This window comes from Aureimonas glaciei, assembly GCF_014643375.1.
GTDB lineage: Bacteria > Pseudomonadota > Alphaproteobacteria > Rhizobiales > Rhizobiaceae > Plantimonas > Plantimonas glaciei.
This window is the reverse complement of record NZ_BMJJ01000005.1, coordinates 38,475-50,689: the sequence shown is the minus strand read 5'-3', so window position 1 is coordinate 50,689 and position 12,215 is coordinate 38,475. Positions and strand designations below refer to the sequence as shown.

Annotated in this window: 13 protein-coding genes; 11 read left to right on the top strand and 2 right to left on the bottom strand. The window is 68.7% G+C overall.

The genetic code is table 11. The features are described from left to right. Positions 1-23 precede the first annotated feature (23 nt). Positions 24-1,004, bottom strand: coding sequence for a hypothetical protein (locus tag IEX88_RS11915; RefSeq protein ID WP_188850852.1), 981 nt, complete (start codon positions 1,002-1,004; stop codon positions 24-26). 174 nt (positions 1,005-1,178) lie between these two features. Here IEX88_RS11915 and ilvN point away from each other — a divergent pair, with 174 nt between their 5' ends. The 7 genes from ilvN (at position 1,179) to IEX88_RS11880 (ending at position 6,220) form a co-directional block, all read left to right on the top strand. Further along, positions 1,179-1,751 carry an acetolactate synthase small subunit gene (ilvN, locus tag IEX88_RS11910; protein WP_188850851.1) on the top strand — a complete coding sequence of 191 codons (573 nt, stop codon included), beginning with the start codon at positions 1,179-1,181 and terminating at the stop codon, positions 1,749-1,751. A 158-nt stretch (positions 1,752-1,909) separates the two neighbouring features. Further along, entirely contained in the window at positions 1,910-2,503 is a 594-nt protein-coding gene (locus IEX88_RS11905; RefSeq protein ID WP_188850850.1) for a LysE family translocator, read from the top strand. Between the two features lie 100 nt (positions 2,504-2,603). Continuing rightward, the gene (locus IEX88_RS11900; RefSeq protein ID WP_188850849.1) at positions 2,604-3,029 is read left to right on the top strand and encodes a cupin domain-containing protein; all 426 of its coding nucleotides are present in this window, start codon (positions 2,604-2,606) and stop codon (positions 3,027-3,029) included. 66 nt (positions 3,030-3,095) lie between these two features. Further along, positions 3,096-3,722 carry a nitrile hydratase subunit alpha gene (nthA, locus tag IEX88_RS11895; protein ID WP_188850848.1) on the top strand — a complete coding sequence of 209 codons (627 nt, stop codon included), beginning with the start codon at positions 3,096-3,098 and terminating at the stop codon, positions 3,720-3,722. Continuing rightward, positions 3,719-4,378, top strand: coding sequence for a nitrile hydratase subunit beta (gene nthB, locus IEX88_RS11890; protein WP_188850847.1), 660 nt, complete (start codon positions 3,719-3,721; stop codon positions 4,376-4,378). Before nthA ends, nthB begins: the two co-directional genes overlap by 4 nt. Further along, positions 4,365-4,730 carry a nitrile hydratase accessory protein gene (locus IEX88_RS11885; protein ID WP_244640099.1) on the top strand — a complete coding sequence of 122 codons (366 nt, stop codon included), beginning with the start codon at positions 4,365-4,367 and terminating at the stop codon, positions 4,728-4,730. Before nthB ends, IEX88_RS11885 begins: the two co-directional genes overlap by 14 nt. Before the next feature lie 362 nt (positions 4,731-5,092). Continuing rightward, on the top strand, positions 5,093-6,220 hold the full coding sequence (locus IEX88_RS11880) for an ATP-dependent DNA helicase (protein ID WP_188850845.1): 1,128 nt from the start codon (positions 5,093-5,095) through the stop codon (positions 6,218-6,220). 574 nt (positions 6,221-6,794) lie between these two features. On the opposite strand, the gene IEX88_RS26655 is transcribed toward IEX88_RS11880, so the two are convergent. After that, positions 6,795-8,390, bottom strand: a complete 1,596-nt coding sequence (locus IEX88_RS26655; RefSeq protein ID WP_210319269.1) for a hypothetical protein — start codon at positions 8,388-8,390, stop codon at positions 6,795-6,797. 219 nt (positions 8,391-8,609) lie between these two features. On the opposite strand from IEX88_RS26655, the gene IEX88_RS11870 reads away from it, so the two are divergent. From IEX88_RS11870 to ilvC, 4 genes are all read left to right on the top strand, one after another. Continuing rightward, entirely contained in the window at positions 8,610-9,395 is a 786-nt protein-coding gene (locus IEX88_RS11870) for a pyridoxine 5'-phosphate synthase (protein WP_188850844.1), read from the top strand. A gap of 63 nt (positions 9,396-9,458) precedes the next feature. Continuing rightward, positions 9,459-10,205 (top strand): 2OG-Fe(II) oxygenase, encoded by a 747-nt coding sequence (locus IEX88_RS11865; RefSeq protein ID WP_188850843.1) that lies wholly within the window; start codon positions 9,459-9,461, stop codon positions 10,203-10,205. 173 nt (positions 10,206-10,378) lie between these two features. Then, positions 10,379-11,038: a TetR/AcrR family transcriptional regulator gene (locus IEX88_RS11860; RefSeq protein ID WP_244640097.1), complete on the top strand. Its 660-nt coding sequence runs from the start codon at positions 10,379-10,381 to the stop codon at positions 11,036-11,038. A gap of 83 nt (positions 11,039-11,121) precedes the next feature. Continuing rightward, on the top strand, positions 11,122-12,141 hold the full coding sequence (ilvC, locus tag IEX88_RS11855) for a ketol-acid reductoisomerase (RefSeq protein ID WP_188850842.1): 1,020 nt from the start codon (positions 11,122-11,124) through the stop codon (positions 12,139-12,141). The last annotated feature ends 74 nt before the right edge of the window (positions 12,142-12,215 follow it).

Here is a 12,215-nt window from a genome sequence, read left to right as displayed (position 1 = left end):
AGCCGGGAGGCGGCGGCGAGCGCCTAGCGCGGGTCGATGAAGGCGAGGCTGCGGCCGTCGGTGCGGATGTCGAGGGCGAAATCCTCGGCCCTGGCGTCTCGACCCGACAGGACGAAGAAGCTCTGGAAATTCGGCCGGATCGACATGACGGCCTTGTCGATCGTGGCTTCCGGCAGCACCGCCTGCGCCAGCTTCAGGATTTCCGGCGGCACTTCGGTAAGGCCGATCTGCCGGTCGACCTGCCGCACGGCGCCAGCCTGATCGACGTCGACCGCAACGCCGCGGCCGGCCTGATTTTCACCGGCGAGGCCATAAATGGTCGATGCGCCATCCCGAGAGAGGACGACGTTCTTGAAGGTGATACCGGGAAGCACGCTGCGCGCGGCGCCGGCGATGGCGGCGGGTACCCGCACCATTTCCGGCGAAGCCGCCGGGGAAGGCGCGTCAGCCGCAGCTTCCGGCGCTTCCGCCGCGATGCGCTCCTCGCTCTTGGTAGCGCCCTCCCGGCCGGCGGCCGCCGCCTCGGCGGAGACGCCGGGCTTGTCGGCCGCCTCGTCGCCGCGCTGGTCGAGCGGCGGCAGAGTGGAGGGCGATGTCGGCGCCTCGGCCGCCGACTGCGTCATCGTCGCCGCGGGTGACTGGCCGGCGACGCCGGCGGCATACAGGCCCGTGTCGTGCGGATCGCTGGCATTGCCCGGTTCCGCATCGGTCGTCCCGGCATTCTCGGCGGGGGCCACGGGCTGCGGCGTCGTCCCTTCGACCGAGACCGGCGGCCCGCCGCCGTCGATGCTGGCGGCCGCGCCGTCGGTCCCGACGGGGATTGCGGTCAGGCGGCCCTCTCGGCAAATCAGCCGGAAGGCGCCCTCGCTGCCGTCGACGGTGACGACCTCGCTGAACACCAGGCCCTCTTCCGCGCTGCCGCAGGCCATTGCCGCGCTGGCGGCAGAAGACAACAGCAGCAGAGCGAAAGACGTCGCCAGTGTGAGTTTCATCGTCTTGGCCATGTCGACCGGCTCCTCAGATGTACGTCGGTGCGGTATTTCGAGCGCCATCTTGGCCCGAGCCGCGCCCCGACTCAATGCGCAGATGGCAAGGGAGGCGGCGTCGGCGCCGTCTGACCTGCCGATCCTCCATGCCGCGGCGCAGGCCGAACGGCCTCTTCCCGAAGCGAGACCCTCATGAACAAACCCGTCCAGCCGCCGGCTTCGGCCTATTTCATCACCGAGGAAAAGGAAAAGTCCGAGGCCCGCACGCTGGCGCTCCTCGTCGACAACGAGCCGGGCGTGCTCGCCCGCGTCATCGGCCTTTTCTCCGGCCGCGGCTACAATATCGAGAGCCTCACCGTTTCGGAGACCGAGCACGACAAGCACCTGTCGCGCATCACCGTCGTCACGAGAGGCGCGCCGCATGTCATCGAGCAGCTGAAGAGCCAGCTCGACCGCATCGTGCCGGTTCACCGCGTCGTCGACCTCACGCTGCTCGGCCGCAACGGCCAGCTGGACAGCCCGATCGAGCGAGAGCTCGCCATCGTCAAGGTCGCCTGTTCCGGCGACGAGCGCGCCGAGGCGCTGCGCCTCGCCGACGCGCTGCGGGCGACGATCGTCGACGCCTCGGTCGGCCATTTCGTCTTCGAGATCACCGGCCGGGTCTGGGAGGTTGACCAGTTCATCGGCCTGATGGCGCCGCTCGGCCTCGTCGAGGTCTGCCGCACCGGCGTCGCGGCGCTGTCGCGCGGCAAGGACGGCATGTAGCCTTAAGGCTTAGCTCCTCCCGCCTGCGCCGGCCGCGGGATACGTCGTCCCGGAGGGCGGGTCAGGGGCGACCAGGCGGGCGAGGCTGCAAGGATGCTCCTCCCCGTCGCAGCGTCGACGACAGCGCCGCATTTCCGTGGCTTTCAGGATGAATCCGCATGTCGCTCGACGTCTTTCTCGCCCTCCTGACTTTTGCCTTCGTCTCCTCGGTGACGCCGGGGCCCAACAACATGATGCTTCTGGCTTCAGGGGTGAATTTCGGCTTTGTCAGGACGATCCCGCATATGCTCGGCATCGCGGTCGGCTTCGTCGCGCTGCTGCTCGGCGTCGGCTTTGGCCTCGGCGCGTTGCTGTTGAGCTTTCCGGTCATCGAGACCGGGCTCAAATGGATCAGCGCGGCCTATCTCCTCTGGCTCGCCTGGAAGATCGGCTCATCGCGCGGCATGGGCGAGGGGCGCGCCGGCGCGGTGCCGATGACTTTTCTGCAGGCCGCCGCTTTCCAGTGGGTCAACCCGAAGGCCTGGGCGATGGCACTGGTCGCCATGGGCGCCTACACGAGCGCCGAGCGTCCTGTGACCTCGGTCCTGATCGTCGGCTTCGCCTTCGGCCTCGTGAACTTTCCGAGCGTCTCGGTCTGGGCCGGCTTTGGCGTGGCGCTGCGCGGCTTTCTCTCGGACCCCACGCGACTGAAATGGTTCAACATCCTGATGGGCGTGCTGCTCGCCCTGACTGTCGTCCCGATCCTGCTTTAAGCGCCAGCGGAGCCGTCCGGCTAAGGCCTCGACAGACGTCGCTTCCGGGCCCGATCTGTGGCTAGATCGATCATGCGAGGGCGGATCAGGGGAAGCGGACATGAGCCATGCCATCACGGGCGTCGAGCCCTGCGTCGTCGCCGACAGCGGCCTGTGCCCGGAAGGGTGGAACGAGCCGGAGGGGCGCGGCGTCATCGGTTGGCAGACGCTGATCTCGGCCGGCCTGACGCCGTCCAAGGGTCTGACCGCTGGCATCGCGACACTGGAACCCGGCGGCTTCCTGGCGCCGCACCGCCACGCGCCGGACGAGATCTATTTCGTCCTCGAAGGCAGGGCGCTGGTGACGATCGACGGGATGGAGCGCGAGATCGCCCAGGGCGACTGCCTGTTCATTCCCGGCATGGCCGAGCACGGATCGCGCAATGTCTCTGGCGCCCGCGTGCGCGTTCTCTACGTCTTCCCGGTCGACCGGTTCGAGGATGTCACGTATCTTTTCTCGGACTCCAAAGGCGACGGCGTTGCCTGACAGCCCGCCGCCGATTTGCAATGGCCAGCCGGAGGGGTGGCCGACACACTTCTGGAGGACGGCGCGATGACGCACGGACACCACCATGGCCGCGATCACGCCCATGACAACGAGCTCGATCCCATGGCGGCGCGCGTGCGGGCGCTGGAGACGATCCTCGTCGCCAAGGGGCTGATCGATCCCCAGGCGATCGGCGTCATCGTCGACACCTACGAGACCAAGGTCGGCCCGCGCAACGGCGCCGCCGTGGTCGCCAAGGCCTGGAGCGATCCGGAGTTCGCCGACTGGCTGCGGCAGGATGCGACGACGGCCATCGCCTCGCTCGGCTTTACCGGCCGGCAGGGCGAGCACATGCAGGCGGTGTTCAACACGCCCGAGACGCACAATCTCGTCGTCTGCACGCTGTGCTCCTGCTACCCCTGGTCGGTGCTCGGCCTGCCGCCGGTCTGGTACAAGGCGCCGGCTTATCGCTCGCGCGCGGTGATCGACCCGCGCGGCGTGCTCCGCGAGTTCGGTCTGGACCTGCCGGCGGAGACGATGATCCGGGTCTGGGATTCGACGGCGGAACTGCGCTATCTCGTCGTGCCGCAACGCCCTGCCGATACCGAGGGCCTCGGCGAAGACGAACTGGCCGCGCTCGTCACCCGTGATTCGATGATCGGCACGGGGCTTGCCGGGGCAGGGCAGCCATGAACGGGCCGCAGGATCTCGGCGGCCAGATGGGTTTCGGGCCGGTCGCCCCCGAGGTGGACGAACCGCTCTTCCACGGCGCCTGGGAAAAGCACGCACTCGGCCTGACGCTTCTCTCCGGCGCCATGGGGCACTGGACGATCGACGAGAGCCGGCATGCGCGCGAGAGCCTGCATCCGGCGGATTACTATGGCTCCAGCTATTACGAGATCTGGATCAAGGCGCTGGAAACCCTGCTCGCGCGCCATGGTTTCGTCACCGACGAAGAGCTGGCGGTCGGCCAGGCGCTGCAAGACGGCACGGCGCCGAAGCGGGTCGTGGGCGCTGATGCGGTGCCGGCGATGCTGGCGCGGGGCGGGCCCTGCAACCGGCCGCTGGTCTCGCCGCCGCGCTTTGCCGAGGGACAGGCGGTGCGCACCATCGTCGCCCATCCCCAGGGCCATACGCGGCTGCCGCGCTATGCCGTCGGCAAGGCCGGCACTATCGAAGCGGTGCGCGGCGGCTTCGTCTTTCCCGACAGCAATGCGCACGGCGCGGGCGAGAATCCGCAATGCGTCTACACCGTCGTCTTCACCGCGGCCGAACTCTGGGGGAGGGACGGCGACCCGACGCTCAGCGTCAGCATCGATGCCTGGGAGAGCTATCTTGAACCGGCCTGACACGTCCTTCGGCGCAGGTGACGCCCCGGTCTTCGCCGCGCCCTGGCAGGCCGAGGCGTTTGCCATGGTGGTCAGCCTCCACGCTTCCGGCCTGTTCACCTGGCCGGAATGGGCGGCGACCCTCTCGACCGAACTCGCGCGTCTTCGGCCGGAGGCGTCCGACGGCAGCCAATACTATGCCGGCTGGCTCCGGACGCTGGAGGCGATGCTGGTGGCCAAGGGCGTCGCCACCCCCGAGGCGATCGCCCTGACCACCGACGCCTGGCACCGCGCCGCCCTGGCGACGCCGCACGGGCAGGCGATCGTTTTGGAGAATGATCCGGGCGTTTCAAGGGATGGTCTGCGTGGCTGAGGAGTGTATCAACGGCCGTCCTGAAGGCACGCCATATCCGCTTCGTCATCCCGGCCTTGAGCCGGGATCCATTCCGAGACGGCATCACTGCCAAATCGGATCAGAATCTAACGTCCGCCGCCGTCGATCGAGTTCGGCGACTTGGAGTGGATCCCGGGTCAAGCCCGGGATGACGAGCGTGGACGGAGCACCGGACATCCTGCTGTCCTGCACCGCGTCATGCACGGTATCGCCTGCATCGTCATCCCACCGGCGACAGGGGCGCCTCCGGCACGCCACCGCCTGCCCCAGCCCATAACTCACGCCGATAAACCACCGTCCCCCGCTTGCCCTGATCGTCTGAATCCTGTCTGTCGGCAGACATGAAATTCTCGCCCCAGCAGGACCAGGCGCTGCAGGCCGTGGCCGAATGGCTCGCCGATGGTCGCCAGCCGATCTTCCGCCTGTTCGGCTATGCCGGAACGGGCAAGACGACGCTCGCCAAGCATTTTGCCGAAGGCATCGACGGCCAGGTGCAGTTCGCCGCCTTCACCGGCAAGGCGGCGCAGGTGCTGCGCTCCAAGGGGGCGAAGAACGCCCGCACCCTGCATTCGCTGATCTACCGCCCGCGCGGCGAGGAATCGGTGGAGGGCGATACCGTCGGCACGTCGCGCATCGCGCCGACCTTTTCGCTCAATCGCCAGAGCCCGGTCGCCAAGGCGAAACTCATCGTCGTCGACGAATGCTCGATGGTCGACGAGGCGCTCGGCCGCGATCTCCTGTCCTTCGGCACGCCCGTCCTCGTCCTCGGCGATCCCGGGCAGCTGCCGCCGGTCTCGGGCGGCGGCTTCTTCACCGAGGCGGAACCGGATTTCCTTCTGACCGAGATCCACCGCCAGGCCCGCGACAATCCGATCATCAAGCTCGCGATGGACGTGCGCGAGGGTCGGCCGCTGATGCTCGGCGACTACGGCGCGGCGCAGATCATCACCAAGAACGACGTCGACCGCGACAGGGTGCTGGCCGCCGATCAGGTGCTCGTCGGCACCAACCGCACGCGGCGGCGCTACAATGCCCGGCTGCGCGAGCTGAAGGGATTCCAGGGATCGCTGCCCTATGCCGGCGACAAGCTCGTCTGCCTTCGCAACGACCCCGCCAAGGGTCTCCTCAACGGCTCGCTCTGGCAGGTGATGACGGCCTCGCCCGAAACGGTGAAGCCCGGCATCAGCCTGCTCGTGCGGCCCGACGACGACGACGTCGACCAGGGCGCGGCGAAGATCAAGCTCCTGAAATCGGCCTTCGAGGCGCCCGACGAGGAGATACCCTGGGCGACGAAGAAGCGCTACGACGATTTCGACTATGGCTATGCCCTGACCGTGCACAAGGCGCAGGGTTCGCAGTGGAACGACGTCATGCTGTTCGACGAAAGCTGGGCCTTCAAGGATTCGCGCGAGCGCTGGCTGTATACCGCGATCACCCGCGCCGCCGAGCGACTGACCATCGTGAAATAGCGATTGTCGGCGAGGCCTCCCGCATCGGGCGGCGAAGTTCCTGGCCGCGAACCGACTCCGCCGCCAATCCCTTGCGGGCATTGGCGGAATCGGATCGGAAATAGGCTCGCCTGACCTCTTCGGCTCCCTGCGCGCCGCCGAGCGGGCGGCGAGGGCGGTCGGGTGGCCGTCAAGCGGCCTCGGCCGGGCAGCAAGCCGCGGCCCATTTTGCTGTTTTGCGCGCCGCGGCCTGAATCGATCTGAAAAGATGTTGGCGTGACCAATAAGGACGACTGGGTCCTGCCCCCAGTGATGGCGCTGAGTTGAATCACTTTGATAGGATGTTGGCCTGACATCTCCAGCGCTGCTGGCGCCGGTATTCACCGCTGCCACAACGGCCGCCGGGCTCTCGCCGGCGGAGCGATCCGGCGGATCGCTTGGGCTTTCCGCGATCATGGCCGCGATCAAAGACTTGCGGCCTCCCGGCGACTCAAAGTGCGAGCCCCGGAGCTGCGGGCCGGCAGGAATCCCTGCGGCCCGCAGGCGAAGATCGGCGCGACTTGCGTCGTCGCGCCGACCGGGGACGTCCGGGCGGTCAGCAGCCGGAGGGCGTGAAGCTCGCCGTCTTGTCGGTCAGCCCGTCATAGGTCGCGCTGCAGCCGTCGCCGAGATCCAGCGCGGCGCCCTTGGCGACTTCCTGGTTGCCCTGACCGACGACGACCACGAAGGCCTGTTCCGGCGTGACGCGGGAGAGGAAGACCCGCTTGTCGCTGAAAGTGGCGGTCTGGCCGATGGTCAGCTGGGCCGGGCCGCCCGCGGCGGCCTGGGTCGGTGCCGGGGCTTCGCCGCCAGCCGCAGCAGGAGCGGCCGCTTCGGCCGGCGCTGCTGTAGCCGGCGCTGCCGGAGCGGCGGCGGGTGCTTCAGGGGCGGCGGCCGCTGCCGGAGCCGCGGGCGCAGCGGGCGCCTCGGCGGGGGCAGGGGCGGCCGGAGCAGGCGCTGCCTGAGCCGCAGCGGCGGGAGCCGCCGGGGCCGCTGCCGGAGCTGCAGCGGCATCCGCCGGTGCGGCGGCGGCATCTGCCGGTGCCGCGGCATCGCCGCCGCACCCTTCCGTGCTGAAAGTGGCGGTGGTGCCGTCGATGCCGGTGAGCGTCACCATGCAGCCATCGCCGAGATCGGCTGCCTCGCCGCTGGCGACCGGGACCTGACCCATGCCGGGCACGAACAGGAAGACCCGGTTGTCGGGGGCGGAGATCCGCGAGACAAAGGCCCGCTTGTCGCCGAAAGTCCCGGTCTGGCCGGTCGACAAGGGCGTGCCGTCGGCTGTCGCGGCTGGCGCCGCGGCTTCGGCGGCAGGGGCCGCAGGGGCCGCAGGGGCGGCGGCGGCCGGGGCTTCTGCGGCAGCCGGTGCCGGTGCTTCTGCAGCGGCGGGTGGCGCAGCGGCGGCGGGCGCCTCGGCGGGTGCGGCGGCCGCGGGGGCTGCGGGTTCTGCCGCCGGAGCCGGTGCTGCGGCCGGCGCGGCCGGTGCGCCGTCGGCTGCCGCGCAGCCGGTCGGGGCGAGGTAGGCGGCGGTCGCCGTCACGCCGACGAGCGTCACCGAGCAGCCGTCACCGAGGTCGACGGACGCGCCGGAGGCGACGTCGGCGGGGGCGGCGCCCTCAGGCCCCATGGACGCGGTGCCCTCGGCCAGGGCGGCGAGCGTCACGCGCTTGGCGCCGAAGATAGCGGTCTGGCCGGGCAGCAGGATGGCGCCGGTATTGCCGATCTGGCCGGCGAGCGCGGTGCCGGCATCGGGCTCGGGGGCTGCCGGCGCGGGCGGCGGGGCTGCCGCCGCCGCATCCAGCTTGGCCTGCAGGGCGGCCAGCGCCGCCGCGACGCCATCGGTCGCCGCCTTGCCTTCGCCGGCCGACGCTGCCACGGCGTCGAGCTTGGTCGAGAGCGCCGCGGATGCCTCCGCCGGATTGCCGATCGCCTGAATCGCAGCCTCGGTCGCGCTGGTGCGCTGGTCGACAGCCGCCAGGCTGGTCTGGATCGCGGCCAGCGGCGCCTCGATGGCGGCCAGGCGCGCGTCGATCTGGTCGAAGCGGCCATTGGCCGCTTCCGTAACGTCGTCGACATCCGGCGCGAACAGCCAGCCGACGAACAATCCGATCAGGCCGGCGATCACCAGCGGCAAAAACCTTGAGCTTCCCATGAATTCCTCTCCCGTATCGGTCCTCGCCGATGGGGGAGAGGGAACGGCGAACGGGCGCGCGTGTCAACCGCAGGCCGCCCCGATCGGCCGGTTCGGTGGTCACGCTTGCGCCAGACGTCGCCCTTCGGTCTCTCTCGGGCGTCGATGGGAAGCCGCCGTCCGGCACTGGAACTCGGCCGTCGCTGGGGCTATGGATCGGGTCTCTCAGTGGGACACGCCATGCCGACCGAACTCTCCGTGAATCTCAACGCCATCGCCATGTTGCGCAACCGCCGCGACCTGCCCTGGCCGAGCGTCGTTCATTTCGGCCGGATCGCGCTGGCGAGCGGCGCCCACGGGCTGACGGTGCATCCGCGGCCGGACGAGCGCCACATCCGCTTCTCCGACCTGCCCGATATCAGGAGCCTGATCGACGCCGAGTTTCCGGACGCCGAATTCAACATCGAGGGCTATCCGACCGAAGAGTTTCTGGCCCTCGTCGCCGCGCACCGGCCCGAGCAGGTGACCCTGGTGCCTGACGATCCTTCGCAGCCAACCTCCGACCACGGCTGGGATTTCGTCGCCGACGCCGCGCTGCTGAAGGACGTCGTTGCCCGGCTGAAAGGGCAGGGCGCCCGCGTCTCGCTCTTCGCCGATGCCGAGCCCGGCGCCATGGCCGCCGCCGCCGCGACCGGCTGCGACCGCATCGAGCTCTATACCGGCCCCTACGGCGCGACCTATGGCGACGCGGACGCCGCCGAGGCGGAGGCCGCGCGCCTCGGCGCGACGGCGCGGGCCGCGCTCGATCTCGGTCTGGGCGTCAATGCCGGGCACGACCTCACCGTCGCCAATCTTCCGCGCCTCGTCCGGCACATCCCGTCTTTGGCCGAGGTGTCGATCGGTCACGGCCTGACCGCCGACGCGCTGGAATTCGGCATGGCGGCGACGGTTCGCCGGTTCGTCGAAGCCTGCCGCAGCGGGACGAATGCATCGCCGGCTCCCGATATCGTCGCCGACGGGCACTAGCGCCAGTTGACCTTATCGCCCGAGCGGTTCATCTCCGCGAGAGATCCCGATCTTGAGGCTCCCATGCTCCGATTTGCCGATGCGGACTTCGTCTACGAGCCCTATCCGACGGCGGAGATCGCCGGGGTTTTCGATGCCGATCTCTATTCCAGGCTGATCACGAGCTACCCGCCGCTGGAGAAATTCCAGTATCGGCCGGATCTCGGCGAAAAATACGCCTTCTCCCACCACAGCGACCCGTCGGGCTTCATGGCCTATCTCGAGGCCCATCCGGACTGGCGCGCCTTCTACGATTACATCAAGAGCGACGGCTTCATCGAGCAGATCCTCGGCTTCCTCGAAGCGCACAACATCGACCTCAATCTGGGGCGTCGGCGCACGGTCTCCCGGCAGAAGCTGCGCAAGACGACGTCGATCGCCGGGCGACTGCGCCGCGAGACCGAGCTCAACGCGCGGTTCGAATTCTCGATGATGAACGGCGAGGGCGGGCATATCCTTCCGCACACCGACCAGAAGGACAAGCTGATCACCCTCGTCCTGCCGATGGTCGCGCCCGGCGAATGGAACCCCGCCTGGGGCGGCGGCACCGACGTCGTCTGGCCGAAGGACAAGACGCTCTCCTTCAACATCAAGAATCGCTATCTCGAATTCGACGCGGTCGATCGCATCCGCACGCTCGAATTCAAGCCGAACAACTGCGTTCTGTTCATCAAGACCTATAATTCCTGGCACTCGGTGTCGCCGATGACCAGCGGCGACCGCAGCATCCTGCGCCGGACGCTGACGGTGAACATCGAACGGCGCGCCTGATCCCCGCGCGGAAGGCGGCATCGACGGCGCTGCGGCCACAGCGGGGCACGGATCATCACGCCGACGCAATCGGCCCGGCGTGCCAAGGCGTGACGGCAGCGCTTGCAAATGCTCGGCGCCTGTCTTATACAGTACCGTAACGTACGGTACTGTATAAGATCTCCGGGAAAGCCTTGGCCGAACATCCTCTCCCCCATGCTGCGGGCGAAAGCCTGCCGCCGACCGAGCGACAGCGCGAGGTGCTGGACGCGGCGCTGGCCCTGCTCGTCGATGCGGGCGAGACCTTGACCATGGGCGCCGTGGCGCAGCGCGCCAGCTGCTCGAAGGAAACCTTGTACAAGTGGTTCGGCGGCCGCGACGGGCTGCTGACGGCGACGGTGCAGTGGCAGGCGGCGAAGGTGAGGGCGGCGCCGCTGCCGCGCAAGGGTCTCGACCGCGAGACGCTGGCGGCGAGCCTGCAGTCCTTCGCCCGCGACTGGCTGACCGTCCTGACCGGCGAGACCTCGGTGGCGCTGAACCGCTTGGCGGTCGGGCAGGCCGGTTCGGAGAAGCGCGATCTCGGCGCCATCGTCCTGGAGAACGGACCCTTTGCGATGCGCCGGCGTCTGTCGGTCGCGCTCGAGGCGGGCCGCGCCGCCGGCCTCCTCGCCTTTGACGCCGTCGACACGGCCTATGAGAGCTTCTTCGGCCTCGTCGTCCGCGATATCCAGATCCGGCTCCTGCTCGGCGAGCATCTGACGCTCAGCGCCGCCGACATCGACGCCGACGCGGCCCGCGCCACGGCGCAGTTCTTCGTCCTCTACGGGACGGCGGCCCCGGGCCGCTCGCCCTAAACCGGCGCGGCTTGCCGCGTCTCTCTCACCGGGTACCGGGCAGGAAGCCCGCGGCCCGATTCACCCCAGGGAAGGAAACCACCATGCGTGTCTATTACGATCGCGACGCCGATCTGAACCTCATCAAGGCCAAGAAGGTCGCGATCATCGGCTATGGCAGCCAGGGCCGCGCCCATGCGCTGAACCTCAAGGATTCCGGCGTCACCGACCTCGTCGTCGCCCTCCGCCCGGGCTCGGCCACGGCCAAGAAGGTCGAGGCCGACGGCCTCAAGGTCATGTCGGTCGCCGAGGCGGCCAAATGGGCCGACCTGATGATGATGGCGACCCCGGACGAGCTCCAGGCCGAGATCTGGAAGAACGAGATCGAGGCCAACATCCGCGACGGCGCCGCCATCGCCTTCGCCCACGGCCTGAACGTGCACTTCAACCTGATCGAGCCGAAGAAGACCATCGACGTCGTGATGATCGCACCGAAGGGCCCGGGTCACACCGTGCGCAGCGAGTTCCAGAAGGGCGGCGGCGTGCCCTGCCTCGTCGCCATCGATCATGACGCCTCCGGCAACGCGCTGGATCTGGCCCTGTCCTACGCCTGCGGCGTCGGCGGCGGCCGTTCGGGCGTCATCGAGACGACCTTCAAGGAAGAGTGCGAGACCGATCTCTTCGGCGAGCAGGTCGTGCTCTGCGGCGGCCTCGTCGAACTCATCCGCGCCGGCTTCGAGACCCTGGTCGAGGGCGGCTACGCCCCGGAAATGGCCTATTTCGAGTGCCTGCACGAGGTCAAGCTGATCGTCGACCTGATCTATGAAGGCGGCATCGCCAACATGAACTACTCGATCTCCAACACCGCCGAGTGGGGCGAGTACGTGACCGGCCCGCGCATCATCACCGCCGAGACCAAGGCCGAGATGAAGCGCGTGCTGCACGACATCCAGACCGGCAAGTTCACCTCGGACTGGATGATGGAGAACAAGGCCGGCCAGTCGCGCTTCAAGGGCATCCGCCGGATGAACGACAGCCACCAGATCGAGGAAGTCGGCGCCAAGCTGCGCGGCATGATGCCTTGGATCAAGTCGAACGCGCTGGTCGACAAGGACCGCAACTGATCCCAGCCTGACCGAAGCGAAGACGGCCGGAGGCCGGCGGTGATCCGCCGGCCTCTTTCGTTGCAGGTCTCGGG